This window comes from Sphingomonas canadensis, from assembly GCF_026013525.1.
Lineage (GTDB): Bacteria > Pseudomonadota > Alphaproteobacteria > Sphingomonadales > Sphingomonadaceae > Sphingomonas > Sphingomonas canadensis.
Window position 1 is genome coordinate 182263 of record NZ_JAPDRA010000002.1, and the last position, 26781, is coordinate 209043.

27 protein-coding genes and 1 other RNA gene are annotated in these 26781 nt (G+C 69.5%); 22 read left to right on the top strand and 6 right to left on the bottom strand.

Annotated features, from left to right (window positions below; genetic code table 11):
* Nucleotides 1-38: 38 nt before the first annotated feature.
* The 10 genes from OM513_RS05880 (at nt 39) to OM513_RS05925 (ending at nt 12706) form a co-directional block, all read left to right on the top strand.
* Nucleotides 39-683 carry an XrtA/PEP-CTERM system exopolysaccharide export protein gene (locus tag OM513_RS05880; RefSeq protein ID WP_264943221.1) on the top strand — a complete coding sequence of 215 codons (645 nt, stop codon included), beginning with the start codon at nt 39-41 and terminating at the stop codon, nt 681-683.
* Nucleotides 684-697: 14 nt separating this feature from the next.
* Entirely contained in the window at nt 698-2203 is a 1506-nt protein-coding gene (locus OM513_RS05885) for an XrtA system polysaccharide chain length determinant (RefSeq protein WP_264943222.1), read from the top strand.
* A gap of 4 nt (nt 2204-2207) precedes the next feature.
* Nucleotides 2208-3245 carry an AAA family ATPase gene (locus OM513_RS05890; protein ID WP_264943223.1) on the top strand — a complete coding sequence of 346 codons (1038 nt, stop codon included), beginning with the start codon at nt 2208-2210 and terminating at the stop codon, nt 3243-3245.
* Nucleotides 3242-4861 (top strand): hypothetical protein, encoded by a 1620-nt coding sequence (locus OM513_RS05895; RefSeq protein WP_264943224.1) that lies wholly within the window; start codon nt 3242-3244, stop codon nt 4859-4861. The genes OM513_RS05890 and OM513_RS05895 overlap by 4 nt, the downstream gene beginning before the upstream one ends.
* 11 nt (nt 4862-4872) lie before the next feature.
* Nucleotides 4873-6030: an AAA family ATPase gene (locus OM513_RS05900; protein WP_264943225.1), complete on the top strand. Its 1158-nt coding sequence runs from the start codon at nt 4873-4875 to the stop codon at nt 6028-6030.
* A gap of 11 nt (nt 6031-6041) precedes the next feature.
* The gene (locus tag OM513_RS05905) at nt 6042-6899 is read left to right on the top strand and encodes an XrtA system polysaccharide deacetylase (protein WP_264943226.1); all 858 of its coding nucleotides are present in this window, start codon (nt 6042-6044) and stop codon (nt 6897-6899) included.
* Nucleotides 6896-7969, top strand: coding sequence for a FemAB family XrtA/PEP-CTERM system-associated protein (locus tag OM513_RS05910; protein WP_264943227.1), 1074 nt, complete (start codon nt 6896-6898; stop codon nt 7967-7969). The genes OM513_RS05905 and OM513_RS05910 overlap by 4 nt, the downstream gene beginning before the upstream one ends.
* Nucleotides 7969-9171: a TIGR03087 family PEP-CTERM/XrtA system glycosyltransferase gene (locus OM513_RS05915; protein WP_264943228.1), complete on the top strand. Its 1203-nt coding sequence runs from the start codon at nt 7969-7971 to the stop codon at nt 9169-9171. The genes OM513_RS05910 and OM513_RS05915 overlap by 1 nt, the downstream gene beginning before the upstream one ends.
* A complete protein-coding gene (xrtA, locus tag OM513_RS05920) occupies nt 9168-10700 on the top strand; it encodes an exosortase A (RefSeq protein ID WP_264943229.1) in 1533 nt (510 codons plus the stop codon). The genes OM513_RS05915 and xrtA overlap by 4 nt, the downstream gene beginning before the upstream one ends.
* Nucleotides 10701-10810: 110 nt before the next feature.
* Nucleotides 10811-12706, top strand: a complete 1896-nt coding sequence (locus OM513_RS05925) for an XrtA/PEP-CTERM system amidotransferase (RefSeq protein ID WP_264943230.1) — start codon at nt 10811-10813, stop codon at nt 12704-12706.
* 65 nt (nt 12707-12771) lie between these two features.
* On the opposite strand, the gene OM513_RS05930 is transcribed toward OM513_RS05925, so the two are convergent.
* The 3 genes from OM513_RS05930 to OM513_RS05940 form a co-directional block, all read right to left on the bottom strand.
* Complete coding sequence (locus tag OM513_RS05930; protein ID WP_264943231.1) at nt 12772-13215, bottom strand: MAPEG family protein; 444 nt, start codon at nt 13213-13215, stop codon at nt 12772-12774.
* Nucleotides 13216-13334: 119 nt separating this feature from the next.
* The gene (locus OM513_RS05935) at nt 13335-14414 is read right to left on the bottom strand and encodes a 1,9-bis(guanidino)-5-aza-nonane synthase (RefSeq protein WP_264943232.1); all 1080 of its coding nucleotides are present in this window, start codon (nt 14412-14414) and stop codon (nt 13335-13337) included.
* Nucleotides 14415-14640: 226 nt separating this feature from the next.
* Complete coding sequence (locus tag OM513_RS05940) at nt 14641-15828, bottom strand: type III PLP-dependent enzyme (protein WP_264943233.1); 1188 nt, start codon at nt 15826-15828, stop codon at nt 14641-14643.
* Nucleotides 15829-15978: 150 nt separating this feature from the next.
* Here OM513_RS05940 and OM513_RS05945 point away from each other — a divergent pair, with 150 nt between their 5' ends.
* The 4 genes from OM513_RS05945 to OM513_RS05960 are packed head-to-tail and all read left to right on the top strand — an operon-like array spanning nt 15979 to nt 17819.
* Complete coding sequence (locus OM513_RS05945; RefSeq protein WP_264943234.1) at nt 15979-16947, top strand: threonine ammonia-lyase; 969 nt, start codon at nt 15979-15981, stop codon at nt 16945-16947.
* A 17-nt stretch (nt 16948-16964) separates the two neighbouring features.
* The gene (locus tag OM513_RS05950) at nt 16965-17180 is read left to right on the top strand and encodes a DUF2093 domain-containing protein (RefSeq protein ID WP_264943235.1); all 216 of its coding nucleotides are present in this window, start codon (nt 16965-16967) and stop codon (nt 17178-17180) included.
* Between the two features lie 5 nt (nt 17181-17185).
* Nucleotides 17186-17590 (top strand): DUF2147 domain-containing protein, encoded by a 405-nt coding sequence (locus OM513_RS05955; protein ID WP_319951603.1) that lies wholly within the window; start codon nt 17186-17188, stop codon nt 17588-17590.
* Nucleotides 17591-17642: 52 nt separating this feature from the next.
* Entirely contained in the window at nt 17643-17819 is a 177-nt protein-coding gene (locus OM513_RS05960) for a hypothetical protein (protein ID WP_264943236.1), read from the top strand.
* Between the two features lie 47 nt (nt 17820-17866).
* Here OM513_RS05960 and OM513_RS05965 read toward each other — a convergent pair whose 3' ends face one another.
* The gene (locus OM513_RS05965) at nt 17867-18523 is read right to left on the bottom strand and encodes an alpha/beta hydrolase (protein ID WP_264943237.1); all 657 of its coding nucleotides are present in this window, start codon (nt 18521-18523) and stop codon (nt 17867-17869) included.
* A gap of 92 nt (nt 18524-18615) precedes the next feature.
* On the opposite strand from OM513_RS05965, the gene OM513_RS05970 reads away from it, so the two are divergent.
* From OM513_RS05970 to OM513_RS06005, 8 genes are all read left to right on the top strand, one after another.
* Complete coding sequence (locus OM513_RS05970) at nt 18616-19662, top strand: cysteine desulfurase family protein (protein WP_264943238.1); 1047 nt, start codon at nt 18616-18618, stop codon at nt 19660-19662.
* Nucleotides 19659-20753: a cysteine desulfurase family protein gene (locus OM513_RS05975; RefSeq protein ID WP_264943239.1), complete on the top strand. Its 1095-nt coding sequence runs from the start codon at nt 19659-19661 to the stop codon at nt 20751-20753. Before OM513_RS05970 ends, OM513_RS05975 begins: the two co-directional genes overlap by 4 nt.
* Nucleotides 20750-21085: a 2Fe-2S iron-sulfur cluster-binding protein gene (locus tag OM513_RS05980; RefSeq protein ID WP_264943240.1), complete on the top strand. Its 336-nt coding sequence runs from the start codon at nt 20750-20752 to the stop codon at nt 21083-21085. Before OM513_RS05975 ends, OM513_RS05980 begins: the two co-directional genes overlap by 4 nt.
* A 30-nt stretch (nt 21086-21115) precedes the next feature.
* Nucleotides 21116-21730 carry a hypothetical protein gene (locus OM513_RS05985; RefSeq protein ID WP_264943241.1) on the top strand — a complete coding sequence of 205 codons (615 nt, stop codon included), beginning with the start codon at nt 21116-21118 and terminating at the stop codon, nt 21728-21730.
* A gap of 282 nt (nt 21731-22012) precedes the next feature.
* An RNA gene (gene ffs, locus OM513_RS05990) (signal recognition particle sRNA small type) lies at nt 22013-22110 on the top strand.
* A 110-nt stretch (nt 22111-22220) separates the two neighbouring features.
* Entirely contained in the window at nt 22221-23855 is a 1635-nt protein-coding gene (locus OM513_RS05995) for a DNA polymerase III subunit gamma/tau (protein WP_264943242.1), read from the top strand.
* A complete protein-coding gene (locus OM513_RS06000) occupies nt 23852-24175 on the top strand; it encodes a YbaB/EbfC family nucleoid-associated protein (RefSeq protein ID WP_264943243.1) in 324 nt (107 codons plus the stop codon). The genes OM513_RS05995 and OM513_RS06000 overlap by 4 nt, the downstream gene beginning before the upstream one ends.
* Nucleotides 24176-24237: 62 nt before the next feature.
* Complete coding sequence (locus OM513_RS06005) at nt 24238-24510, top strand: hypothetical protein (protein ID WP_264943244.1); 273 nt, start codon at nt 24238-24240, stop codon at nt 24508-24510.
* A 64-nt stretch (nt 24511-24574) separates the two neighbouring features.
* On the opposite strand, the gene mtgA is transcribed toward OM513_RS06005, so the two are convergent.
* A complete protein-coding gene (gene mtgA, locus OM513_RS06010) occupies nt 24575-25276 on the bottom strand; it encodes a monofunctional biosynthetic peptidoglycan transglycosylase (RefSeq protein ID WP_264943535.1) in 702 nt (233 codons plus the stop codon).
* A 535-nt stretch (nt 25277-25811) separates the two neighbouring features.
* Nucleotides 25812-26717 carry an RNA polymerase sigma factor RpoH gene (gene rpoH / locus OM513_RS06015; RefSeq protein ID WP_264943245.1) on the bottom strand — a complete coding sequence of 302 codons (906 nt, stop codon included), beginning with the start codon at nt 26715-26717 and terminating at the stop codon, nt 25812-25814.
* Nucleotides 26718-26781: the final 64 nt, after the last annotated feature.

A 26781-nucleotide genomic window follows, 5' to 3' on the forward strand; every position in this document is an offset into this window, starting at 1 on the left:
GGCTGCGCCTCCACCCGCGCCAGGAGGGAGGCTCGAGCATGCGTTTTCAGGGTATTCGCTTGGGGATTTGGGCGCCGGTTGCGGCGGCGCTGCTGCTTTCCGGCTGCATGGGCGGCGGAAGCGGGCAGCAACTGCCCCCCGCCACCTTCGTCGCCAGCCGCGAAGGGCCGGGCGAGGAATATGTCATCGGCCCGATGGACCAGCTCCAGGTCTTCGTATGGCGCAACCCCGAGCTTTCGGCCGAGGTGCAGGTGCGCCCGGACGGCCGCATCACCACCCCGCTGATCAACGACATGCCCGCCGTCGGCAAGACCCCGGCGATGCTCGCGGACGACCTGAAATACGCGCTGAGCGAGTATATCAAGGACCCGATCGTCTCGGTGATCGTCAAGAATTTCTCCGGCACCTACAGCCAGCAGATCCGCGTCGTCGGCGCGACCGAGAAGCCGGCCTCGATCCCCTATCGCGCCAACATGACCGTGCTGGACGCGATGATCGCGGTGGGCGGGCTTTCCGAGTTCGCCTCGGGCAACGGATCGCGGCTGGTGCGTGTCGACAAGCAGACCGGCCGCCAGCGCGAATATAAGCTGCGCCTCTCCGACCTGCTCAAGAAGGGCGATACCAGCGCGAACGTGAAGCTGGAGCCGGGCGATGTGATCATCATCCCCGAGAGCATGTTCTAAAGGGGCCGCGCGGGATGGGGAGCCTCTACGACGAAATCCGGGCAGCGATCCACGCCGTATGGATGCGGCGCTGGATAGCGCTGGCCGTCGCCTGGGCGGTGTGCCTCGCGGGCTGGCTCGTCGTGTCGCAGATGCCGAACAAATATGAGTCGCGCTCGCGCGTCTCGATCCAGTTCCGCGAGCTGCTGCCGATGCAGAATGGCGCCGCGGCGGCCGATCAGCAGAAGGAGATCGATCGCGTCCGCCAGACCTTCACCTCCGCGGTGAACCTGGAAAAGGTGGTGCGCGGCACCGACATCGCCCGCACCGTCGCCACCGATCGCGACGTCGCGGACCGGATCGCCTCGCTCCAGGGCATGATCAAGCTCACGGCCCAGCAGGACAATCTGTTCGAGATTGCGGTCACCGCCGGCAACGGCAAGCTGGCCAAGCAGATCAACCAGAAGCTGATCGACGTGTTCGTCGAGGGCAACCTGGCCGAGACGCGCGACGAGACCGGCCAGTCGCTGCGCTTCCTGGACGATCAGATCGCCGCGCGGCAGAAGGAGTTGCAGGAGGCGGAGGCCAAGAAGGCCGATTTCCAGACGCGCTACCTGGGCAACCTGCCCGGCACCGGATCGCTTGCCGACCGGATGAGCGCGGCGCGCACCCAGCTCGCCCAGGTCGAATCCGATCTCGCCGCCGCGCAGAGCGCGCTCAGCACCGTCAACGCCCAGATGGCGGGAACCCCCGCGAACGTGGCCGGAGCGGCCGGAACCGCCGGCCCGGCGCGCGCCCGTCTGGGCGCGATCCAGGGCCAGATCGCCGAGGCGCGGGCACGCGGCTGGACCGACAGCCACCCCGACATGGTGGCGCTGAAGGGCCAGCTTGCCGCCGCCCAGGCTGCGGCGCGCAACGAGCCGATCTCCGGCGGCGGCAGCGCCAGCAACCCGCTGTACCTCAGCCTCCAGTCGATGCGCGCGGACAAGCAGGCGCAGGTCGCGGCGCTGATCCAGCGCAAGTCCGCGATCGACGCCGATCTGGCCAAGATCCAGGCGGCGATGACCGACAATCCGGCCCAGGCGGCCGAGATGGCGACGATCGACCGCGATTATCAGGTGCTGAAGGACCAGTATGACAAGCTGCTCGCCGATCGCGAGCAGGTGAAGCTGAAGAGCCAGGTGCAGTCGAGCACCGAGGGGGCGAAGTTCAGCGTTATCGATCCGCCGACCCAGCCGCGCGCGCCGGCCGCGCCGAACCGGCCGCTGCTGCTCACCGGCGTGCTGATGGCCGGCCTGTTCGCCGGGCTGGGCGCCGCGTTCATGCTCGGCCGGCTCCAGACGACCTTCTCCACCGCGCGGCGGCTTGAGCGCGCCAGCGGCATGCCCGTGATCGGATCGATCGGCGAGGTGATCTCCTCCGCCCAGCGCGCGATGCGGCGCAGGCGGCTCGTGCTGTTCGCGGGCGGCGTCGCCGCGCTCGGCTTTGCCTGGGTGGGGCTGGTGGGCGTCGATTTCATCCAGCGCGGATTGGGGGCCTGATCCGATGAACGACCAGACCCCGCGCCGGTACAAGGGCACGCTGCTGGAGCGCGCAGCCGCGCAGTTCCATTACGGCGCGCCCCAGGTCCCGCAGCAGCCTCAGCAGCAGATCCCGGCGGAGCCCGCGCAGCCGCGCATGGCGCCCGCCGCGCCCGCCTATCCGCTCGACGGGCTGGAGCTTCCGCGCCTGCGCCGCGGCCATCCGCTGGACGGCCCCGCCTTCGCGCCCGCCGCTCCGGTGGCGCCCGAGGTGCTGGCGGTGCCCGAGGTTCCGCCGGTGCCCGAGGCGCCCGCGCCGCGCCCCGGCCGCCGCATTGCCCCGGTGGACCGCACGTTGCTGGCGCAACAGGGGATGATCGTCCCCGGCAGCCATGTGACCACGCTGGCCGAGGAATTCCGGCTGGTGAAGCGCCAGTTGCTGCTCACCGCGCGCGCGGTGGCGGGCGAGGATGCGATGCGTTCGCGCATGATCCTGGTCTGCTCGGCGCAGCCGGACGAGGGCAAGACCTTCTGCGCGATCAACCTCGCGCTTTCGATGGCGGCCGAGAAGGACGTCGAAATCCTGCTGGTCGACGCCGATTTCGCCAAGCCCGACGTGCTCCAGCGGCTGGGCATTCCGGCCGGGCCGGGGCTGCTCGATGCGCTCTCCGGCGCGGTGGCGCATGTCGAGGATTGCATCATCGACACCGATATCCCGCAGCTATCGCTGCTGCCCGCGGGCACGCGCACCGCGAGCGACACCGAACTGCTGGCCAGCGACCGCGCGCGCGCGATCCTGGACGGGCTGGCGGCGGCCAATCCGCGCCGCATCGTGATCTTCGATTCGCCGCCCGCGCTGGCCGCCTCGCCGGCTTCGGTGCTGGCGCTGCACGCCGGGCAGGTGATGCTCGTCGTCCGCGCCGACAAGACCACCGAGAGCGACCTGCGCGAGGCGACCGCGATGCTGGATGCCTGCGAGCATATCCAGCTTCTGCTCAACGGGGTTTCGTTCCAGCCGGGGGGCCGGCGCTTCGGAAGCTATTATGGGGAGGCGGGGAAGTGACCCGGCTGTTCGTCACCACATCGGCGGCTGCGCTGGTCCTGGGCTGCGGCATCGCCGCCCCGGCCCAGGCGCAGGAGCGCCGCAACGACATCACGCCCTATATCGAGGTCGGCCAGGTGGCCACCGCGGACCTGAACGGGGGCGACGTGCTGACCTATACCACGGTCGCGGCGGGGATCGACGCATCGATCCAGACGCGGCGCGTGGAGGTGCAGGTCTCGTACAAGTACGAGCATCGCTTCGACTATCAGAAGAACGTCGCGGACCAGGATATCCACAGCGGCATCGCCCGCGTGCGCGGCCGGGTGACCCCGGACCTGAGCATCGAGGCGGGGGGCATGGCGGCGCGCGCGCGTTCCGATTCGCGCGGCCCCGTTCCGGCCACCGGGGCGGGCAACGTATCGAACACCAGCCAGGTCTATTCGGCCTATATCGGCCCGAACCTGGCGACCAACGTCGGCCCGGTCTTCGTCAACGGCGCCTATCGCTTCGGCTATACCAAGGCGGAGGCGCCCGACATCCCCAGCACGGTGCCGGGGCAGCCGCCGCTCGACGTCTATGACGATTCGAAGGTGCATGTCGCGACGCTGAGCACCGGCGTGAAATCGGGCACGGTGCTGCCCGTCGGCATCACCGCCAGCGCGAGCTGGACGCGCGAGGACGCGGGGCAGCTCGACCAGAAATACGACGGCAAATACGCGCGCGGCGACGTGGTGCTGCCGGTCGGCCGCGGGTTCGCGCTCGCGGGCGGCGTGGGATATGAGAAGATCGAGATCACCCAGCGCGATCCGCTGCTCGACGGCACGGGCGCCCCGGTGCGCGACGCGGCCGGACGGATGGTGACCGATCCCGCATCGGCGCCGCGCATCGCCTATGATTTCGACGGCATCTTCTGGGATGCGGGCGTGATCTGGCGCCCCAGCCGCCGCACCTTCCTGGAGGCGCGGGTCGGCCAGCGCTATGACTCGATGAGCTATACCGGCTCGTTCAGCTATCAGATCGGCCCGCAGAGCGGCATCCAGATCGGCGTCTATGACTCGGTCGAGAGCTTCGGCCGCCAGATCAACGGCGGGCTGGCGGCGCTGCCGACCGATTTCGTGACCACCGTCGATCCGTTCGGCAATCAGTATAGCGGCTGCATCTTCGGCACCACGGGCGGCGCGGCGGGAAGCTGCATGAACGGCATCCTGGCCTCCACCGCCACCGCCAACTATCGTGCGCGCGGCGCGACGGGCGTGGTGGTGCTGGCGCGCGGGCCGATCCGCATGGGCCTGGGCGGCGGATATCAGCGCCGCAACTATATCGCGCCCGCCACGGGCTTCGGCACCGGGGTCAACGTCAACGGATCGTTCGACGAAAGCTATTACATCCAGGCCTTCGCCTCGCGCGAGCTGGGGCGGAATGCGGCGATCAGCGGCAGCGTTTTCGGAAATTATTCGAATTCGGACCTGCCGGGTGCACGCGGCCTTTACGGTTGGGGTGCGAATGCGATGTACTCGCACCGCTTCGGCAAGCTCAGCGGCACCGCGGCGGTGGGGGTTTACGGCTCGGAAGACGAGACCGGGAATTCGATCACCGCCGCCCAGGCGTTGCTGGGCCTCAGGTACGGCTTCTAGGGGGCCGAGTGATGTACGACGACCATTATGGGTTGCAGGGCCGGCCGTTCCAACTGACCCCCGACCCCAGGTTCTGGTTCGATACCGCCACGCACCGCAAGGCGATGGCGTACCTCGGCTATGGCCTGAGCCAGGGCGAGGGCTTCGTCGTGATCACCGGCGATCCGGGCGCGGGCAAGACCACGCTGATGGGTCACCTGCTCAGCCAGATCGACCCCGAGCAGCTCAACGTCATCAAGATCGTCTCCACCCAGCTCAGCCCGCAGGATCTGTTGCGGCTGGTGGCGGCGGGGCTGGATATCGACGCGGGCAACGCATCCAAGGCGAGCATGCTCGCCGCGATCGAGCGCGGGCTCCACGCCGTCGCGCGTAGCGGGCGGCGCACGCTGCTGGTGGTGGACGAGGCGCAGGCGCTGCCGTTCGAGACGCTGGAAGAGCTGCGCATGCTCTCCAACTTCCAGGCCGGCGGCTATCCGCTGCTCCAGATCTTCCTGCTCGGCCAGCCCGAGTTCCGGCTGACGCTGCAGGACCCGCGGCTGGAGCAGTTGCGCCAGCGCGTGATCGCCATGCACCATCTGGCGCCGATGGATGCCGACGAGGTGGAACCCTATCTGATCCATCGCCTCTCCTGCGTGGGCTGGCGGGGCAAGCCGCGCTTCACCAACGACGCGGTGGCGATGATGTATCGCTGGTCGGGCGGGTCGCCGCGGCGGCTGAACCAGCTCGCCAGCCGCGTGCTGCTGTTCGGCGCGGTGGAGGGTATCGAGACCTTCGGCGGTGAAGAGGTGGCGAACGTGATCGCCGATCTGGACGGCGACACGCCCGAAAGCACGCTGCGCCCGCGCGCCGCGCCCCAGCCGGTCGCGCCCGCCCCGGCGGAGGAGCCGCTGGAGCTGAACGACGTGCTGCCGCGCGCGATCGGTTCGCCCGCGCCGGTACATGCCGGAGAGCCCCGCCCGCTGGGTACGCCCGCGCCGTCGCCTGCGCCCGCGCCTGCCGCCACGGTGGACGAGGTGGCGCTCAACCGGCGGATCGCCGAGCTGGAGACGCATCTGAAGACCCAGGACGAGGCGCTGCGCCGCGTGCTGACGCTGCTGGTCGATTGGGTCGAGGCGGGCGAATCCGGCAAGCGGCCGGATATCGCGGCGCTCCGCGGCAACGCCGCCTGAGCCGCGCGCCGATGGTCGTCAACGCCTTCACCGTCGATGTCGAGGACTGGTTCCAGGTCGGCGCGTTCGAAACGGTGATCGCGCGCGAGGAATGGGATTCGCTCGAACATCGCGTGGAACGCAACACCGATGCCGTGCTCGCGCTGCTCGACGAGGCGGGGGTCCAGGCGACCTTCTTCGCGCTCGGCTGGGTGGCGGAACGCTATCCGGCGCTGATCCGCCGCATCGCAGAGGCCGGGCATGAGGTCGCGAGCCACGGCTGGGACCATCAGCGCGTCTTCACCATGGGGCCGGAGCAGTTCCGCGCCGACATCGCCCGCGCACGCGCGGCGCTGGAGGACGCATCGGGCACGAAGGTCGCGGGATATCGCGCGCCGAGCTTCTCGATCGACCGGCGCACGCCCTGGGCGCATCCGGTGCTGGCCGAGGCGGGATACGCCTATTCGTCGAGCGTCGCGCCGCTGCACCATGATCATTACGGCTGGGCGGAGGCGCCCCGCCACGCCTTCCGCCCCGTGCCCGGTTCGCCCTTCGTGGAGATTCCGGTGACGCTGGCGCATGTGCTGGGCAAGAAGGTTACCGCCGGGGGCGGCTTCTTCCGCCTGCTGCCCGGATCGGTGACCAGTGCGGCGATCGAGGCCGAGAACCGGATTGGCGAGCCGGCGGTCTTCTATTTCCACCCCTGGGAAATCGACCCGGGGCAGCCGCGGGTCCATAATGCCCCGCTCAAGTCGCGCCTGCGCCATTATGCGCGGCTGGGCGCGATGGCGGGCAAGCTGCGCACGCTGCTCGCCGCGCATCGCTGGGGACGGATGGACGCGATCGCGCGCGCCGCCGCCGAACGGCCCGAGGGAAGGATCGCCGCATGAACGCCCCGCTGCTCCGCCAGCCGCTCGCGATCCGCGTCGCCGTGCTTGAGGAGGCGATCGATCGCGCACGCATCGGCGCGTTCGTCCACGATTGCCCGGGCGGCACCCCCTTCCACCTGCCCGCCTGGAGCGCGGCCGTGGCGCGCGGCTGCGGCCAGCGCAGCCACTATCTGGTCGCCGAGCGCGCCAATGGCGAGATCGCCGGCGTGCTGCCGCTCACCGAATGCCGTTCGCCGCTGTTCGGCAAGGCGCTGGTTTCCGCCGGTTTCGGCGTGGGCGGCGGCATCCTGGCCGAAGGAACGGCGGCGGTGGCGCCGCTGGCGCAGGCCGCATGGGAGCTTGCCGGGCGGCTGGGCGTGCCCGCGCTGGAGCTGCGTGGCGGGCCGCTACCGGGGCCGGAATGGACCAGCGATTCGAGCCGCTACCTGAGCTTCGTCCGCCCGATCGCGGTGGACGACGAGGCCGAGCTGCTGGCGATCCCGCGCAAGCAGCGCGCCGAGGTGCGGCGATCGCTGACCTTCGATCTGGACATCGCCACCGGCTGCGCGCCGGAGGATGTTGCGGCCCATTATGCCGTCTATGCTGAATCGGTCCGCAACCTGGGCACGCCGGTGTTCCCGCGCACGCTGTTTTCCGAGGTTTTGCGGGAGTTTGGCAAATCCGCGGACGTGCTTATAGTGCGCCATCGTGGAGTTGCGGTGTCGAGCGTACTCAGCCTTTACTGGAACGGGACCGTCTATCCCTATTGGGGTGGCGGAACGGCCGCGGCGCGGGCGCTACGCGCCAACGACCGGATGTATTTTGAGCTGATGCACCATGCCCGCGAACGCGGCTGCTCGCGTTTCGATTTCGGCCGCTCGAAGGTCGGCACCGGCCCCGCGGCGTTCAAGAAGAACTGGGGCTTCGAGCCGAAGCCGCTGACCTATTTCGATCGCACGCAGGAGGGCGCCAGCCCGCGCGACGCGAATCCGCTCAACCCCAAATACCGGCTGCAGGTCGCGCTGTGGAAGCGGATGCCGCTGTGGCTCGCCAACCGCGCCGGCCCCTGGATCGCGAAGGGCCTGGGCTGATGGGCGACATCCTGTTCCTGGCGCATCGCATCCCCTATCCGCCCGATCGGGGGGACAAGATCCGCGGCTTCCACATCCTGAAGTATCTCTCGCAGCGCAAGCGCGTGCATCTGATCGCCTTCGCCGACGACGAGAAGGACCTGAAGCGCAAGGGCGGGCTGGCGCGATACACCGGCAACCGCGCGATCGTCTGGCGCTCCAAGGGGCAGGCGGTGGCGGGGATGCAGGCGCTGATGCTGCACAAGCCGGTGTCGCTGACCGCGTTCGACAATTCGCAGCTCCGCGCCGAGGTGGACAATCTGCTGGCGCGGCATGCGATCGACACGATCTTCGTCTTCTCCAGCCAGATGGCGCAATATGTGCCGCAGCGCACGCGCCAGAAGGTGATCATGGACTTCGTCGACATGGATTCGGCCAAGTTCGCCGCCTATGCGCGCAGCGCGCGCGGGCCGGTGGGCTGGATGCTCGGCCGCGAGGCGCGGCTGCTCCAGCAGCATGAGCGCGCCGTTGCGGCCCGCGCCGACGCCAGCCTGTTCGTCAGCGAGGCGGAGGCCCAGCTCTTCCGCGAGCGCACCGGATCGGAGCGCGTCCATGTGGTGGAAAACGGCATCGATACCGAGCAGTTCGATCCGCAGGCGAGCTTCAAGCGGGTCGATGTAATGGGATCGCTGATCGTCTTCACCGGCCAGATGGACTATCGCCCGAACATCGAGGGCGTGACCTGGTTCGTCGAGACGATCCTGCCGCATATCCGCCTGGCCCACCCCGACGCCCGCTTCGCCATCGTGGGCCGCAATCCGACCGATGCGGTGAAGGCGCTGGGCAAGCATCCGGGCGTGACGGTCACCGGCGAGGTGGCCGACGTGCGCGGCTGGCTGGCCGCCGCCGCGGTGGTGGTCGCGCCGCTCAAGCTGGCGCGCGGCATCCAGAACAAGGTGCTGGAGGGCATGGCGATGGCGCGGCCGGTGGTCGCATCCGAGGCCGCCGCGACCGGCATCGACCATGGCGGAACGATCCGCGTCGGATCGACGGTGGGCGAGATCGCGGAGGCGGTGAACGAGCTGTTGTCCGATCGTGTGAAGGCGGCGGAGCTGGGCGCAGCGGCGCGCCGGCAGGTGCAGCAACGCTATAGCTGGGAGGCGCGGCTCGCGCCGCTCGACGGGCTGCTGGGGCTGAAGCCGCCCCGCCGGTCGGCCGCGTGACGATCGCGATCCCGCCCGGCGCCTTCGCGCGCCCGGCGCCTGCGTTCGACGCGCGCTGGCGGCGGCATGCGGCGTTGCTGGCAGGCGCCTGGGCGGTGCTGCTGCTGATGTTCCGCGGCGACGCGATCGACCTTGCCCGCATCTATTGGACCAACACTACCTTCGGCCATTGCCTGTTCATCGCGCCGGTGATCGGCTGGCTGGTGTGGCAGCGCCGGCACGAGCTGGCGCAGGTGGCTCCGGCGGGCTGGTGGCCTGGCCTGGCGATCGCCGGCGCGGGCGGACTTTCGTGGCTGCTGGGCGATGCGGGCGGCGTCGCGCTGCTGCGCCATGCCGGGCTGATCGTGATGCTTCAGGGCGCTGTGGTGACGCTGCTGGGCCGCAACGTGGCGCAGGCGCTGCTGTTTCCGCTCGCCTATATGCTGTTCCTGGTGCCCTTCGGCGACGGGTTCGAAGGGCCGTTGCAGCAGATCACCGTCGCGATGACGATGCCGCTGCTCCACCTGTTCGGCGTGCCCGCGAGCGTGGACGGGGTGCTGATCACCACGCCCAACGGCTTTTTCGAGATCGCCGAGGCCTGTTCGGGCGCCAAGTTCTTCATCGCGATGCTGGCGTTCGGCACGCTGGCGGCGAACGTCTGCTTCGTCTCCTGGCGGCGCCGCGCGGCTTTCATGGGCGTGGCGCTGGTGGTGCCGGTTATCGCCAACGGGCTGCGCGCCTTCGGGACGATCTATGCGGCCTGGTGGACATCGGTGGAGCAGGCCACCGGCATGGACCATATCGTCTATGGCTGGCTGTTCTTCGCGCTGGTGATGGCGGCGGTGCTGGCGATCGGCTGGCGCTGGTTCGATCGCGATCCGGACGCGGCCTGGTTCGATCCCGCCGCGCTCCAGCGCGACGCCGGGCGGCGGCTGGAAGCGCCGGTCGCGGCGCTGCTGGTGCTGACGGTGGCCAGCCTGTTCCTGGGCTGGAGCAGCCTGGTGTCCGCGCGCGCCGCACCGGTTCCGCGGCAGGTGGAGCTGCCGCAGGTGCCGGGCTGGAGCCGCGTGGCGCTCAGCGTCCGTGCGCCCTGGACCCCCAACTATCCTGGCGCCGACCATTTCCTGATCGGCCGCTATGCCGATGCGCAGGGCAGGGCGGTGGATGTCGCGGTGGCGATCTATGCCAATCAGCATGAGGGCAAGGAGCTGGTGGGCTTCGGCATCGGCGCGATCCGTGAGAATGATCGCTGGGTGCGGATCGAGGATCTTCCCGCGCTGGACGGCGGCGGCGCGCTGCGCATGATCGGCCCCGGCCGCGTCGAGCGCGAGGTGGCGACCTGGTACCGCATCGGCGGCGTCACCACCGCGAGCGAGCGGCGCGTGAAGCTGGAGACGCTGAAGGCGCGCCTGCTGGGCGGCGACCAGCGCGCCGTGGCGCTGCTGCTGTCGGCGGAGAGCGATGCGGGCGGCCGCGCGGCGATCGCGGATTTCCTGCGCGCCGCCGGCCCCGCGGATGCGCTGGCCGACCGGATGGCGGGGACGCGCTGAAGGGCGCGGCGCTCCTGCGCCGGCAGCCGGACGTCTTCGCGCGAGAATTATGAGCGGAAACCCCGCCGCGCGGGGATGACGAAGCGACGGGTGAAGGGTAACGCCGAAGCATGTGCGGCATCGCCGGAATCTACTATCCCCGCTCGCCAAAGCCCGTCGATCCGGCGCGCGTCGCCGCGATGGCGGACGCGCAGGCGCATCGCGGGCCGGACGCGGCGGGCGTGTGGACCGCGCAGGGCGTGGGGCTGGGCCACCGCCGTCTGGCGATCATCGACCTGACCGAAGCCGGCGCCCAGCCGATGCTGACGCCCGACGAGCAGCTCGCGGTCAGCTACAACGGCGAGATCTACAATTTCCAGGAAGTCCGCGCCGAGCTGGAGGCGATGGGCGCGCAGTTCCGCTCGAACAGCGATACCGAGGTGCTGCTCCACGGCTGGCGCGCCTGGGGGCCGTCGATGCTGTCGCGGCTGAACGGCATGTTCGCCTTCGCGCTGTATGACGCGGAGCGGCGCAGCCTGTTCCTGGCGCGCGACCGCTTCGGGGTGAAGCCGCTCCATTATGCGGAGCTGTCGGACGGCGCGGTAACCTTCGCGTCGGAGCTGAAGGGGTTGCTCGCGCATCCGCTGTTCCGCCGCGCGGCCGATTTCCGCGCGGTCGAGGATTTCCTGGGCCTGGGCTATGTCCCCGACGACGCATCGCTGGTGGCGGGCGTGAAGAAGCTTCCCGCCGCCCATTTCCTGCTGATCGAGCGCGGCAAGCCGGTGCCGCAGCCGGTGCGCTGGTGGGATGCGGACTTCTCCCGCCGCGCCACGGGCAAGCTGCGCGACCTGGAGGCGGAGCTGGTCGCGCGGATGCGCGCTGCCGTCGCGTCGCGAATGATCGCGGACGTGCCGCTCGGCGCCTTCCTGTCAGGCGGGGTGGACAGTTCCGCGGTGGTCGCGATGATGGCGGAGACGAGCAAGAACGCCGTCAAGACCTGCTCGATCGGCTTCGACGAGGCGGACCATGACGAGACCAGCTATGCGCGGCTGATCGCCCAGCGCTTCGCCACCGAACATCGCGAACGCACCGTGGCGCCGGACGATTTCGCGCTGATCGACACGCTGGTGGGCGCCTTTGACGAGCCCTTCGCCGATGCCTCGGCGCTGGCCACCTATCGCGTGTGCGAGCTGGCGCGCGAGCATGTGACCGTCGCGCTCTCCGGAGACGGCGCGGACGAGGCGTTCGCGGGATACCGCCGCTACAAGTTCTTCGCCGCCGAGGAGCGGGTGCGCGGGCTGCTGCCCCAGGGGCTGCGCGGCGCGGTGTTCGGCACGCTGGGGCGGCTCTATCCAAAGGCGGACTGGGCGCCGCGCCCGTTCCGCGCGAAGACGACGCTGCTCGCGCTCGCGGAGGGCGGCGAGTTCGCCTATCCCAAGGCGGTGGGCGTCACCACGCCGGAGCAGCGGATGCGGCTCTACAGCGCCGATGCCGTCCGCGCGCTCGACGGCCATCGCGCGGAGCGGCGCTATACCGATACGATGCGCCAGGCCCCGGCGCGCGACGCGCTGGACCGCGCGCAATATGCCGATCTGCAGCACTGGCTGCCCGGCGACATCCTCAACAAGGTCGATCGCACCAGCATGGCGGTCAGCCTGGAAGCGCGCGAGCCGCTGCTCGACTATAAGCTGGTCGAGTTCGCCGCCACGCTGCCGCCCTCGCTGCGCATCCGCGGCGGGCAGGGCAAGTGGATCCTTAAGAAGGCGATGGAGCCCTATCTGCCGCGCGAGGTGCTGTACCGGCCCAAGATGGGGTTCGTGACGCCCGTGAGCGCCTGGTTCCGCAAGGCGCTGGCGGGCGAGGCGGAGGCGCTGGGCCGGTCGCCGGTGCTGACGGGCACGGGCTGGTTCGACACCGCGGCGATCGCGAAGCTGGCGGAAGACCATCGCGCCGGCCGCGCCGAGCACGGCCGCACGCTATGGCAGTTGCTGATGCTCGAACGCAGCCTGGCGCGGCTGTTCGGCTGACTGCGGCGCCGCGCCCGGCGGCTCCGCTCGCCGCAAGCTTCCACCGTTCGCCCCTCCGCAGCCCGCTACCAGAGCAGCCCGGCCACCATCAGCGCGCGGACGCCTTGCGCGGCCAGCCCGATCAGCGCTCCGGTGGAGAGCACGAACAGCAGGAAGCGGATCGATATCTTGTTGAAGGTCGCCTGCACGATGCTGTGCAGCACGCGAAGGCCGACATAGGCCCAGGCGAGCCACAGGCTATACCCGCCGCCCTGGCCCAGCACGGCCAGCGTGATGGCGATGGCATAGAACAGCGTCGGCTGTTCCATCAGGTGGATATAGTTGTGGGCGGGCCACTGGTCCTTCTCGTCCAGCACGGTATCGAGCAGGCCGGGGCGGCCGCCGCGCGCCTTGCCGATGTCGATTCCGGCCTTCTTCAGTGCCGGCAGCCGCACCGCGAGCAGCCACAGCAGCATCACCAGCGACCAGACGACGAGCGCCACGACCGGCGCCAGTATCGGGCTGTGCATATCCTCTCCCCTTCGTCCGTTCCGGTTCCGAAACTGACGAACTGGGTTCGTTAATGCAACCTATTATTGGCGCCGGAGCGGAGGCGCGGGGCTCCGGCGTGGAGCCCCGCGCGACGCGATCAGGCGAACAGCTTGCCCCAGGCGCGCTTGGCGCGGGTCTTCCAATGGCCGCGGTGATAGGCGTCCGACGCCAGCAGCGGCATCACGCTGCCCGCCTCGGCGAACACCATCTGCTCGATGCCGGTGTTCACCTTGCCCCAGCTCGCGGCCTCCTGCAGCGTCGAGGACGAACAGGCGCCGTCGCGCACGTCGGCCACGGTGATCTGCACCGCATATTTGTGAACGGCGACGTCCTCATGGCCCAGGATCTCGGCGCAGACGACCGTGTCCTGGATGAAGTTCTTGGGCACGCCGCCGCCGATCATCAGTAGGCCGGTGGTGCCCGCCGCGATCTTGATGTCGGTCAGCTCGCGGAAATCCGCGACCGAATCGATCGTCATGTAGGGCCGGCCGGCCTTCATCGCGTCCACCTGATGCTTCACCAGCCCGAAGCCGGCCGAGCTGTCGGTAAAGGCGGGGCAGAAGATCGGCACGTCATGCTCATAGGCGAGCTTGACCAGGCTGTTCTCCTTCTTGCCGTTCTCGACCAGATACTTGCCCATCGCGCGGATGAACTCGCGGCTCGAATAGGGGCGCGGCTCCAGCGTCTCGGCGATCTCGAAGATCGTGTGATCGACGTTCTGGAGATCCTCCTCGTCGATATAGGTGTCGTAGATGCGGTCGATGTAGAGCGAGCGCAGCGTATCGTCGTCGGGGATCTCAAGCGCCTGATAATGCTTGTGGCCAAGCCCTTCGAAGAAATCCATGTCGACGATCGTCGCACCGGTGGCGACCACGCCGTCGATCATGTTGTTGCGCAGCAGCTCCGCATAGAGGTCCATGCAGCCGCCCGCGGACGTCGAGCCCGCGATGACCAGGAAGATGGTGCATTCCGGATCGGCCAGCATCTGGTTGTAGATGTCGGTGGCGCGGCCCAGGTCGCGGCTGGTGAAGCTCATCTTGCGCATCGCCTCGACGATCGGGCGCGCGTCGAACTTGGTGATGTCGATATGCTCGACCTCGGTGGAGAGCAGCTCCGCCTTGCGGGTGTCGTTGATCGGCGGATTGGCCGCCGCGGTCTTGGTCAGGCTGTCGGTCATCTTCGGCTCCGTTGTCCCCCTCCCGTTTGCGGGGAGGATCGGGTGGGTAACTCGGGTCGAAATGTCCCCCGGACATTTCTCAGCCATGCCGGGGGCATGGCTGACCCGGGGAACCCACCCGATGGGAGGGGCTGTAATGGGTTAGCTGGGCGGCGCGTATATCGTGTGACACGCCCTCCCCCAACCCCTCCCGCAGGCGGGAGGGGAGCGGGAAGGGCGCATCAGATCAAAGCGTGACGACGTTCGCCGGCAGTTCGCGTTCCGGAGCCGATTCGTACAGGCTCGTCATCGGCTCGTCCGCGACCTCGATGGTTTCGCCCGATCCGAAGCCGTTGAAGGCGGTCCGCATCGCGCTGCCATAGGCGCCCAGCATGCCGATCTCGATATAGTCGCCCGCGCGCACGTCCGCGGGCAGCTCGAACGGGCCGGCCATATGGTCCAGATCATCGCAGGTCGGGCCGTAGAAGCTGTACTCGACCGGCTTGGCATGGCTCTCCGGCTCGCGCAGCAGGCGGACGGGGAAGCGCCAGCCGATGTGCGCGGCGTCGAACAGCGCGCCATAGGCGCCGTCGTTGATGTACAGCTCGTCGCCGCGGCGGCGCTCGACGCGGACGATCAGCGAGCTGTATTCGGCGCACAGCGCACGGCCCGGCTCGCACCACAGTTCCGACGAGTAGCTGACGGGCAGGCTCTCGAACGCGCGGTGGATGGTCGCGAAATAGCGCTCCAGCGGCGGGGGCTCCATGCCGGGATAGCTCGACGGGAAGCCACCGCCCACGTCCACCACGTCCACGGTCACGCCCGCCTCGACGATCGCGGTGCGCACGCGCTCCATCGCCTGGGCATAGGCGTCCGGCGACATCGCCTGGCTGCCGACGTGGAAGCAGATGCCGAGCGCGTCCGCGGCCTGCCGCGCGGCGATCAACAGTGCCTTGGTCTCGCCCGGGCCGGCGCCGAACTTCGACGCGAGGCTGAGCTTCGACAGGTCGGACGAAACGCGGATGCGCACGCACAGCGTCAGATCGGCGGCGCCGTTGGTCGCGCGCATGATCTTGTCCAGCTCCTCGAGCGAATCGAGGCTGAACACGCGCACGCCATGGGTGAAATAGGCCTCGGCGATCGCCTCTTCGGCCTTCACCGGATGCATGAAGCACAGCGTCGCTTCGGGCAGCGTGCGCGCCACGAGCCGCACCTCCGCGATCGAGGCGACGTCGAAATGCGTGATGCCGCTTTCCCACAGCACCCGAATCAGTTCGGGCGAGGGGTTCGCCTTCACGGCATACATCGAGCGGCCCGGAAACTTCTCCACAAAGAAGCGGGCGGCACGCGATGCGGCGTGCGGACGGATGAGCGTGACCGGCTGGACCGGTCGATGGGCGATAGCTAGCCCCAGCGCGCTATGATGCTTGTGCAATTCAAGGGACCTCCAATTGCCTTTCGGCATACGGTGACAAAAGCTGCCTTGCGGTTGGAAGTCCCATGGGGCAGCGGAAGGCGCACATAAGAGCGGTGAGTCCGCATGTAAAGCGGTTATGGATCGGGAATTTCACGTGGGGGGTGGATCGTGACTATCGTGCGACAGCCGACGCGGGCGGGCGTCCGCGATGCTGCTGCCAAGATCGCAGCAATTCTGCCGCAAACCCCTCTGCTGACAGCGGAAATTCACGGGCGCCAGGTGGCGTTCAAGGCGGAGACGCTGCAGCCGATCGGCGCGTTCAAGGTGCGCGGCGCATGGCACCGGCTGACCGCGCTGGACCCCGGCCAGCGGGCGCGCGGCGTGGTCGCCTTTTCCTCCGGGAATCATGCGCAGGGCGTGGCCTGGGCGGCGCGGCGGCTGGGCATGCCGGCGGTGATCGTGATGCCGGAAGACGCGCCGCGGGTGAAGCGCGACGCCACGCTGGCGCTGGGCGCGGAGGTGGTCACCTATGACCGCCGGACCGAGAATCGCGAGAAGATCGCGGCCCACCTGGCGCATGCCCGCGGCGCCACCCTGGTGCCCAGCTTCGACGACGCCTGGGTGATCGAGGGCCAGGGCAGCGCCGGCATCGAGGCGATGAGCCAGATGGTGGAGATGAAGCTGCCCGATCCCGATCTGGTGATCGCGCCCTGTGGCGGCGGCGGGCTGGCCGCGGGCCTCGCGCTCGCGTTGCCCGAATCGGAGATCACCGTCGTCGAGCCGGAGGGCTGGGACGATATGCGCCGCAGCCTGGAGGCCGGCTGGATCGAGGGTGTGGCGGAGGACGCGCCCCCCACCGCCTGCGACGCGCTGATGACGCCGCGGGTGTCGCCGCTCACCTTCGAGGTGCTCGCGCGGCGCGGCGCGATTGGCCTGGCCGTGAGCGAGGCGGAGGTGCGCGAGGCGCAACGCTGGGCCGCGCGCGTGCTGCGGCTGGTGGTGGAGCCGGGTGGTGCCGCCGCGCTCGCCGCGCTGCTGGCGCGCAAGGTGGCGGTGAAGCCGGGGACGCTGGTGATTCTCTCCGGCGGGAATGTCGATCCGGAAGCCTATGCAGCGGTGCTGAATTCCGCGGGCTGATCTGCTACCGGTTTTCCATGCTCGACTCGTCCGGACTGGCGGTGCTTCGCTACCGCACCCCGCAATTCGACGTACTAAGGCGCGGCAGCCATGTGCGCTGCGCGGTTTCCGGGGAGCCCATCCCGCTGGAAAAGCTGGTCTATTGGAGCGTAACGCACCAGGAAGCCTATCGCGGCGCGGCGGAGGCCAGCGCGGCGATCCTGGCGGGCGGCGCGAGCAAGCTGAAGCGCTGAGCGCGGTGCGCGGCGCTCTTCTCGCGATCGCCGCGCTGCTGGCGGCGGGGCCGGCGGGCGGACAATCCTCCGGCCAGGGGTCGCTCGGCACCTGGCGAAACCCGCAGAACAGCGTGCATGTGAAGGTCCATCGCTGCGGCGATGCGACCTGCGGCACCGTGGTCTGGGCTAATGAGAAGGCCAAGGCCGACGCGCGGCGCGGCGGCACCGATCCGCTGGTCGGCGTGCAATTGTTCCAGGATTTCCGCCCGGCCGGCAAGGACGTGTGGCGCGGCCGCGTCTATGTGCCCGATATCGGCAAGACCTTTTCGGGCACCGTGACGCGGATCGATGACCGGACCCTGGTGGGCAAGGGGTGCCTGCTCGGCGGACTCGGTTGCCGCTCGCAGACATGGTCGCGGATCGATTGACGGCGCCGCGCCCGATGGGGCAGGCGGACCGGGCAATCGAGGGAGCGTGCCCGTGAATCAGCCGATCAGCCAGACCGCATCGATGCTGCTCAGCCTGGCGACGGCGGGGGCGATCCTGCTTGCCTGGGGCGGCTATCGCATGCTCCGCCGCGGCGACCGGCAGAAGGGCCTATTGATGCTGGTCTGCTCCGCCGTGGTGGCGGGCAACATCGCGATCTGGGTGGTTTGACGGGGGGCTGCCGCCCGCCGATGCGCGGGCGGCGCGGCTCCCTCGCCTCAGCGGATCGGCGAGTTCGGGTCCAGACGCATGTCCAGATACTTGTCCACGCTGCCCATCAACTGCGGCATCTCGTGCTCGAAGAAGTGGTTCGCGCCCGGGATGGTGTCGTGGTGGATGGTGATGTGCTTCTGCGTGCGCAGCTTGTCGACCAGCTTCTGCGTGGCGCCGGGGGTCACGACCTCGTCATTGTCGCCCTGGATGATGATGCCGCTGCTGGGGCAGGGCGCCAGGAAGGTGAAGTCGTACATGTTCGCCGGCGGCGCGACCGAGATGAAGCCGCGGATTTCCGGGCGGCGCATCAGGAGCTGCATGCCGATCCACGCGCCGAAGCTGTAGCCCGCGATCCAGGTGGTCGAGGCTTCCGGGTGGAAGCTCTGCACCCAATCGAGCGCGCTCGCGGCGTCGGAAAGTTCGCCGATGCCGTTGTCGAACACGCCCTGGCTCTTGCCCACGCCGCGGAAGTTGAAGCGCAGCGTCGCGAATCCGCGGCGCTGGAAGGTCTTGTACAGCTCTTGCACGATGCGGTTGTTCATCGTGCCGCCCGCGTTCGGGTGCGGATGGAGGATCATCGCCACGGGCGCCCGGGGGCGCGGAGCGGGGGCGAAACGGCCTTCGAGGCGGCCTTCGGGACCGGGAAAGATGACTTCGGGCATCTGGAACCTGTTCAATTTGGATGCGCGCGGTGGAGCACGTGGAGTTGGGCGCTATATAGGCACAGAGCGATTTCGCGCAATTGGAACGACACTTGAGCCGCATCTATCTGGATCACGCCGCAACCACGCCCATGCGGCCCGAGGCGATCGCGGCGGTGGAGCAGGGGATGCGCCGCTGGGCGAACCCCAGCTCGCCGCATGCCGAGGGACGGGCGGCGCGCGCGGCGCTGGAGGATGCGCGGGCGCGGATAAAGGCCGCGCTGGGCTGGGACGGCGAGCTGATCTTCACCTCGGGCGCGAGCGAGGCGATCTGGATCGCGCTCAACCGCAGCAAGGCCGCGCGGCGGCTAGTCTCGGCGGTCGAGCATGACGCGGTATTCGCCGCGGCTCCCGGCGCCGATGTGTTGCCGATCGACGATTGGGCGCCCGATGCCGGGTTTCTGGCCGATTGGCTGGCGCGCGGAGACGGCGTGCCGCTGGTCGCGATCCAGTCGGTCAACTCCGAAACGGGCAATATCCTGCTTTTCGACGAGACCCGCACGGTGCGCGAAGTGGGCGGGCTGATGCTTTGCGATGCCTCGCAGTCGGCCGGGAAGATGCCGCTTCCCGATGCGGACCTGATCGTCGTATCGGCGCACAAGCTTGGCGGTCCGCCCGGCATCGGAGCGCTGCTGGTTCGCGATCTCGCGACGTTGGAGCCGGCCGGCGGGCATGAGTTCGGTTACCGGCGCGGAACGGAAAACCTGCCCAGTGCGCTCGGTTTCGCCGCTGCGCTCGAGGCCGGCGGGGTGGAGAGCTGGGGAACATCGGCCGAGCAGCGCCTAGACTTCAGGAATGCGCTATTTGCGCATGGCGAGCACCTGGGGGGTGGAATGCTGTGCTCGCATATCTTCGCGGCGACGATGCCGATGCCAGCGGCGGCGCAGCTTATCCGGTTCGATGCGATGGGCTTCGCGGTGTCCGCCGGGAGCGCATGTTCCTCGGGCACGCTGAAGCCCAGCCGCGCGCTCGCGGCCTTTGGGGTGCCCGCCGGAGAGGCCGCAAAGGCGATCCGCATCAGCATTGGCTGGTCGACCACGCCGAGCGATCTCGAGGCCTTCCTTGATGCGCGCGCGTCGATCATGGAAGGCGCCGCATGACCTATCTCGACTATCAGGCCACCACCCCGCTCGCGCCCGAGGCGCTGGAGGCGATGCTGCCGTGGCTCAGGGACAGTTTCGCAAACCCGCATTCCGCCCACGCGCCCGGCCGCGCGGCCAAGGCGGCGGTGGAGGCGGCGCGCGAGGCGGTGGCGGAGTTGATGCCCGGCGGCGGCACGCTCAGCTTCACCGGCGGCGCGACCGAGGCGCTCAACTGGGCGATCCAGGGCAGCTCCGGCCCCATCGTCACGCTAGCCACCGAACATGCCGCGGTGCTCGACACGGTAGCGGCCGAGGCGCGCAAGGGGCGGGACGTGACGGTGCTGCCCGTCAACCCCGACGGGCTGGTCGATTTCCCCGCCGCCCGCGCCGCGATCCGGCCCGGCACGGGGCTGGTGGCGGCGATGCTGGTCAACAACGAGATCGGCACCGTCCAGCCCGTCGCCCAGCTCGCCGCGCTGGCGCATGAGGCGGGGGCGCTGTTCCTGTGCGACGCGGTGCAAGGGTATGGCCGCGAGCGGATTCCGGCGGAATGCGATCTGGTCGCCGTCTCCGCGCATAAGATCCACGGGCCGAAGGGCGTGGGCGCGCTGTGGATTCGCGACGGGGTGACGCTGGAACCGCTGCTGCATGGCGGCGGGCAGGAGCCCGGCGGGCGATCGGGCACGTTGAGTCCGGCGCTGTGCGCGGGGTTCGGCGCGGCGGCGCGGCTGGCCCGGGCGCGGTTCGGGGCGGATCATGCGCACGTCACCCAGCTATTCCGCGCGGGCTTCCAGCGGATGGCGAGTGCTGGCTGGACGCTCAACGGATCGCGCGAGGAACGCTATCACGGCAATCTCAACCTGCGCACCGCCGGGCTGGACGCGGCGCGGCTGATGTCGGAACTGCGCGATCTGGCCTTTTCGGCGGGATCGGCCTGTGCCAGCGGCTCGGGGCGGCCCAGCCATGTGCTGAAGGCTATCGGGCTGACCGACGCCGACGCGCGGGCCAGCATCCGAATCGGCTTCGGCCGCTACACCAGCGAGGAGGAATTGATGGCGGCACTCGACCGGATCGACGGCGCGGCGCGCGCGCAGCGGGTGGCGGCATGATCCGCGTCCGCTTCGTCGCCGCCGACGGCGTGACCACCCGCGAGGTGGAGGCCGCGCCCGGCGCGAACCTGCTCGACGTGGCGCAGAACGCCGGCCAGCCGCTGGAGGGCACGTGCGAGGGGCAGATGGCCTGCTCGACTTGCCACGTCATCGTCGCGGCGGAGGATTTCGCGCGGCTGCCCCCCGCGAGCGAGGAGGAGGAAGACATGCTCGACCTCGCCATGGGTGCCACGCGCACCAGCCGGCTGGCCTGCCAGATCCAGCTAGTGCCGGAACTGGACGGTTTGACCGTGCGCATGCCCTCCGAGCACCGCGACATGCAGGGCCGCTAGCTGATATGCCCGATTCGCGTGGGGACGGGCATGATCAACTGGATCGTCGATCATATCGAAGCGATAGCGGGCGCCGTTTCGGCGCTCGTCACCGCCGTCGCGCTGATCGCCACCTGGCTTAGCTGGCGCCGGTCCGAGCTGCGGCGCGACGACGTCCACAACTGGGCGAACGAGGGCATCTCGGCGCTCCAGACGCTCCGCCTGATCTGCGGCAGCCCCCGCATGCGCCTGACCGCCGCCGAGGAGCGTGCGCGGCTGGCGCAACTGATGGTCGACACGTCCGTGCTGGTGGAGCGCGGGCGGCTGTTCTTCCGCAACGCGCGTTCGTTCGACGGGCGCCACCTGCCGCGCGCCTATCGCGGCAAGCGGCCGGATATCCTGGATCAGCTCGTGGTGGCGCACCAGATCGCCTGCGCCTGGCCCACCGCCCATGCCGACGCGCGGCTGCGCATGGCGCTGGTGGCGGAGGATGTGCTGCGCCGCTTCGTCACGCTGATGCAGGCGGAGGTTGGGCGCGGCCGCACCGCCTCGGCGGGCACGCGCCGCCGCGGCGATGGCGCCGATCTCGCCTGGCGCATGCAGGACCTTGACCCCGATCGCATCGCGCTTGCCGCCGGCGGCGCCTCAGGAGGTTCCCCCTCGTGACTATCCACGAATTCCTTGCCGCGCTGGGCGCTGGCATCTGGGCGCTTGTCGAGCGGCAGACCCGCCGCGATGCCGGGAGAAAGGCAATGTCCCTGCTGCTTCGCACGCGATCGTCGCCGCTGGCGATCGGCATCCTCAGCTTCATGTTCACCGCCGCGATCATTGTCGCGCATTCCGCCCAGGCCGGCGTCCACTGATACCGGCCCCGCGGCGGCGCCCGCCCGCGGGACGGTGCGCGGCGCGATCGCTCTTGTCTGGGCGCCCGCCATCCCCCATATGCGCCGCGGGAGTCGGGCGGACGTAGCCGTCGCCAACCTGGTCAGATCCGGAAGGAAGCAGCCACAACGATTTCGTTGCGGGTCGTTCCGGCTCCCACCTTCCCCATATCGCCGGCCGTCATGTCAGGCTTCGCGCCGTTCCGATCGGCCGCTGCGATTTCCGGCCTGTCGGGTGATACCACCCGCGCCGGAATCGCTCTAAGGGTTGGGCAATGACCGATTCCCTCCTTGGCCTGGACGAACCGCCGCAGCCCCAGGGTGCCAAGGGCGCCTATCGCGTGCTCGCGCGCAAATACCGGCCGCAGACGTTCAGCGAGCTGATCGGCCAGGATGCGATGGTCACCACGCTGGGCAACGCGATCAAGCGCGACCGGCTGGCGCATGCCTTCCTGCTCACCGGGGTGCGCGGGGTGGGCAAGACCTCCACCGCGCGGCTGATCGCCAAGGCGCTGAATTGCATCGGTCCGGACGGGCAGGGCGGGCCGACGATCGATCCGTGCGGCGCGTGCGAGCCGTGCCGCGCCATCGCCGAGGGGCGCCATATCGACGTGATCGAGATGGACGCCGCCAGCCATACCGGCATCGACGACATCCGCGAGATCATCGAGGCGTCGCGCTACGCCGCGGTCTCGGCGCGCTACAAGATCTACATCATCGACGAGGTCCACATGCTCTCGAAGGCCGCGTTCAACGGCCTTCTGAAGACGCTGGAGGAGCCGCCTGCGCATGTGAAGTTCCTGTTCGCCACCACCGAGGTGGCGAAGGTGCCGGTGACCGTGCTGTCGCGCTGCCAGCGGTTCGACCTGCGCCGCATCCCGGCGGAGCTGCTCGCCCAGCATTTCTCCATGGTGTGCGAGGCGGAAGGGGCGGAGGTGGAGCCGGAGGCGCTGGCGCTGATCGCGCGCGCAGCCGAGGGATCGGCGCGCGACGGGCTTTCGATCCTGGACCAGGCGATCGCCCATGCCGGGATGGAGGGCGGGGCGGTGGCCGCCGCTGCCGTCCGCGCGATGCTGGGCCTTTCCGATCGCGGTGCGATCCGCGATCTGTTCGGCCTGCTCGTCGAGGGCGACGCGCCCGCCGCGCTGGCGTCGCTGCGCGGGCAATATGATCTGGGCGTCGATCCGCAGGCGGTGCTGCGCACGCTGCTGGAAACGGTGCATGGTGTGACGCTGACCAAGCTGGGCACAACCCCCGCGGCCGGGCAGGCGGTGGAGGAGGTGCAGGCGCTGGAACGCTGGGCGGCGGCGCTCTCCTTCCCGGCACTGCACCGGCTGTGGCAGTTGCTGCTGAAGGGGCATGACGAGGTGGCGCGCGCCGTACTGCCGATCGAGGCGGCAGAGATGGCGCTGCTGCGCGTGATCCACGCATCGCAGCTTCCCGATCCGGGCGAACTGGCGCGGCAGATCGCGAGCGGCGCGTTCCAGGCGCCGGCCGGCGGCGGCGCGGGTGGCCCCGCTCCCGCACCGGCGCCCGCGGGGCCGCGCGACATGGCGGAGCTTGCGCAACTCCTGCAGGACAAGGGGCGTTTCCAGCTCGCGCAGCAGGTCCACGACTATCTGCGCCCGATCCGCTTCGCTCCGCCGGAGATCGAGGCGGGGACCGTGCGGCCGATGCCGCGCGAGTTCGCGCAGGAGCTTGCGTCGGCGCTCAAGGAACTGACCGGCAGGGCGTGGAAGATCGCGCTCTCCGAAGCCGCGGGCGCTCCCAGCGTGCGCGAGACGATCGAGGCGCAGGCGGCGGCGGAGCGCGATGCGGTGCTGCGGTCGCCGATGGTGGCGGCCGCGATGGAAGCCTTTCCCGATGCCGAACTTAGCGGCTGGACGAGAACACGGAGCAACGTTGCATGAAGAGCCTCGAAGACATCATGGCCATGGCGCAGAACGTCCAGGCCGAGCTGCAGAAGGCGCAGGCGAACCTGGACAGCGTCGAGGTGGAGGGCGTTTCCGGCGGCGGGCTGGTGAAGGTCCGCGCCACCGCCAAGGGCCGGATCATCGGCATGAACATCGATGATTCGCTGCTCAACCCCGCGGAGAAGGGGATGCTGGAGGACCTGCTGGCCGCCGCGTTCAACGATGCGCGGGCCAAGGCGGATGCCGCCGCCCAGGATTCGATGAGCAAGATGACCGCGGGCATTCCCCTGCCGCCGGGCTTCAAGCTGCCGTTCTGAGCCGCGGGCGGAACCTCGCCCGCCGCTTCCCCGTTTTTGCGGGGTGACGAACGGAGATTCCGATGCGTGATCCATATCGGGCGCCCCGCGAGGGCGGCGAGACCCATACGACGATTATCGAGCGCCGCGGCGGCGGCGGGACGCTGTTTTTGGCGGCGGTTGTGGTGCTGTTCGGCATCGCGGTCGCCGCCTTCCTGCTGATCGAGAACAAGCGCGACGAGGCCGCTCGCACCGACGCGATCACCGCCGCCGCCAAAAGCGTGGAGCGCGGCGCCGAGAAGGTGGGCGAAGCCGCGGAGAAGGCTGGCGACGCGGTGTCGAACTCCGCCCGCTAGGGTATCCGGCGCCTGAAGATTGATCTCCGCGGCATCCGCCGGGGCGCGGGCCGGAGCCCCCGGCTCACCGGACGCAGGCGTCGAAGCCCGATTGCTGCACCACCGGGATGCGCGCGGCGATCGTGTTGCCGTAACGGCGGGTGAAGCCCTTGGGCTCGACGCCCGCGCGGCGCTTGGGCGATGGCAGCACCGCGGCGATCCGCGCGGCCTCCGGCACCGACAGCTTCGATGCGTCGTGCCGGAAATAGCGGATCGCCCCGGCGTTGGCGCCATAGGTGCCGATCCCCGTCTCCGCGACGTTCAGATAGACTTCCATGATCCGCCGCTTGCCCCAGATCGTCTCGATCAGCACCGTGAACCAGGCCTCCAGCCCCTTCCGGAACAGGCCGCCGCCCTGCCACAGGAACACGTTCTTGGCGGTCTGCTGGCTGATCGTCGATCCGCCGCGCAGGCGCTTGCCCTTCAGGTTGCTCTCGATCGCCTTGCGGATCGCGTCGAAATCGAACCCGTGGTGCGTGCAGAAATTGCCGTCTTCGGACGCGATGGCCGCGCGGGCCATGTCGGGGTCCATCCGGTCCAGCGGCATCCAGTCGCGCACTACCTTGCGGCCCTGGATGGCGTCGCCCGCCATCGTCAGCGTGTAGGGCGGGGGCACGAAGCGATAGATCGCGACCCACAGCACCGATCCGACGATGAAGGCCAGGATCGCCTTGAGGATCCAGAACAGGATGCGCAGCGCCAGCGGGCGGCGCTTGCGCTTCGGCAGGGGCGGGGGAGGCGCGAGCGGTGCGGCGGGCACCTCCGCCGCACGGTGTGGCGGGCGCGGTGGCGGTGCCGGGGGATCGGCGGGCAGGCGGCCGATCGGCATCGGCGCCATTGCGGATGGCCAGCCTTCGGGCGCGGATAGCTGGACCGGCGGCGAAGGGGGCGGGCCGATGCGCGCGCCGCTATCGTCATCGGGGGGCGGCTCGGCCAGCGGGAAGCTGACGGGCGGGATGGGCGCTGCCGCGTCGGTCCCGTCGGCTATATCGGGCGGCTCGGCGTCCGCGCGCTCCGCGGATTCGGGCGGGCGCTCCGCGGTTTCGGGCGCGTGTTCCGCGGCTTCGGGAGCCGGTATCGCGGAAAGCGGAGCGGGCGCGGAGGGCAGCGCGGCCTCCGGCGTCTCGTCCGGCGCTTCCGGACCCCGATTCTCGTCTTCGCGCCCGTGGTTCATCGCGACTGGTGCAGTGCAGCACCGGGCGGCGCGCGGCAAGCGCGCATCGCCGCCGCGCTGTCCCGCGCGTCCCCGAACGAACCAGCCGTCAGGCGTGGGACAGGAGGCGCTTTTCCCCGGCGATGCGCATCATCGCCTTCTGCAGCTTCTCGAACGCGCGAACCTCGATCTGGCGGACGCGCTCGCGGCTGACGCCATAGACCTGGCTCAGTTCCTCAAGCGTCTTGGGATCGTCGGTCAGGCGCCGTTCGGTGAGGATGTGGCGCTCGCGCTCGTTGAGGTCGTCCATCGCCTCGACCAGCATCGCGTGGCGGACGTCCGCCTCCTGCGCCTCGGCCACGGCCTCGTCCTGCAGCGGGCCTTCGTCCTGCAGCCAATCCTGCCACTGGCCCTCGCCGTCCTCGCGCAGCGGCACGTTGAGCGAGGTATCGCCCCCCATCGCCATGCGGCGGTTCATCGAGGTGACTTCCTCCTCGGTGACGCCCAGGTCGGTCGCGATCTTGGCCACGTCCTCGGGCCGCAGGTCGCCGTCCTCGAACGCATCGAGCTTGGCCTTCATGCGGCGCAGGTTGAAGAACAGCTTCTTCTGCGCAGCGGTGGTGCCCATCTTCACCAGGCTCCACGAACGCAGGATGAATTCCTGGATCGACGCGCGGATCCACCACATGGCATAGGTGGCCAGGCGGAAACCCCGGTCGGGCTCGAACTTCTTCACGCCCTGCATCAGGCCGATGTTGCCCTCGCTGATCAGCTCGCTGATCGGCAGGCCATAGCCGCGATAGCCCATCGCGATCTTCGCGACGAGGCGCAGGTGCGAGGTGACGAGCTGGGCCGCCGCCTCCGGATCGCCATGCTCCTGGAAACGCTTGGCGAGCATATATTCCTGCTCGGGCGCCAGGATCGGAAACTTCTTGATCTCGGCCAGATAGCGGTTGAGGCTCGCCTCTCCGCCGAGTGCGGGGATCGTCGCTGGGACGTTGCTTCCGCTAGCCATGATCTATTCTCCCTTTCACGCGGGCGGCGCCGCTCCCCCTATATAGGCGAGCAACGGCGCGGCC

Bases quoted from the DNA above. Each gene is read 5' to 3' on its own strand.
- OM513_RS05880 (WP_264943221.1), top strand. From the start codon at position 39: ATGCGTTTTCAGGGTATTCGCTTGGGGATTTGGGCGCCGGTTGCGGCG.
- OM513_RS05905 (WP_264943226.1), top strand. From the start codon at position 6,042: ATGGTCGTCAACGCCTTCACCGTCGATGTCGAGGACTGGTTCCAGGTC.
- OM513_RS06000 (WP_264943243.1), top strand. From the start codon at position 23,852: ATGAAGAGCCTCGAAGACATCATGGCCATGGCGCAGAACGTCCAGGCC.
- OM513_RS05985 (WP_264943241.1), top strand. From the start codon at position 21,116: ATGATCAACTGGATCGTCGATCATATCGAAGCGATAGCGGGCGCCGTT.
- OM513_RS05890 (WP_264943223.1), top strand. From the start codon at position 2,208: ATGAACGACCAGACCCCGCGCCGGTACAAGGGCACGCTGCTGGAGCGC.
- OM513_RS05930 (WP_264943231.1), bottom strand. From the start codon at position 13,215: ATGCACAGCCCGATACTGGCGCCGGTCGTGGCGCTCGTCGTCTGGTCG.
- OM513_RS05995 (WP_264943242.1), top strand. From the start codon at position 22,221: ATGACCGATTCCCTCCTTGGCCTGGACGAACCGCCGCAGCCCCAGGGT.
- OM513_RS05925 (WP_264943230.1), top strand. From the start codon at position 10,811: ATGTGCGGCATCGCCGGAATCTACTATCCCCGCTCGCCAAAGCCCGTC.
- OM513_RS05980 (WP_264943240.1), top strand. From the start codon at position 20,750: ATGATCCGCGTCCGCTTCGTCGCCGCCGACGGCGTGACCACCCGCGAG.
- OM513_RS05910 (WP_264943227.1), top strand. From the start codon at position 6,896: ATGAACGCCCCGCTGCTCCGCCAGCCGCTCGCGATCCGCGTCGCCGTG.
- rpoH (WP_264943245.1), bottom strand. From the start codon at position 26,717: ATGGCTAGCGGAAGCAACGTCCCAGCGACGATCCCCGCACTCGGCGGA.
- OM513_RS05965 (WP_264943237.1), bottom strand. From the start codon at position 18,523: ATGCCCGAAGTCATCTTTCCCGGTCCCGAAGGCCGCCTCGAAGGCCGT.
- OM513_RS06005 (WP_264943244.1), top strand. From the start codon at position 24,238: ATGCGTGATCCATATCGGGCGCCCCGCGAGGGCGGCGAGACCCATACG.
- OM513_RS05885 (WP_264943222.1), top strand. From the start codon at position 698: ATGGGGAGCCTCTACGACGAAATCCGGGCAGCGATCCACGCCGTATGG.
- OM513_RS05950 (WP_264943235.1), top strand. From the start codon at position 16,965: ATGCTCGACTCGTCCGGACTGGCGGTGCTTCGCTACCGCACCCCGCAA.
- OM513_RS05975 (WP_264943239.1), top strand. From the start codon at position 19,659: ATGACCTATCTCGACTATCAGGCCACCACCCCGCTCGCGCCCGAGGCG.
- OM513_RS05900 (WP_264943225.1), top strand. From the start codon at position 4,873: ATGTACGACGACCATTATGGGTTGCAGGGCCGGCCGTTCCAACTGACC.
- OM513_RS05915 (WP_264943228.1), top strand. From the start codon at position 7,969: ATGGGCGACATCCTGTTCCTGGCGCATCGCATCCCCTATCCGCCCGAT.
- OM513_RS05935 (WP_264943232.1), bottom strand. From the start codon at position 14,414: ATGACCGACAGCCTGACCAAGACCGCGGCGGCCAATCCGCCGATCAAC.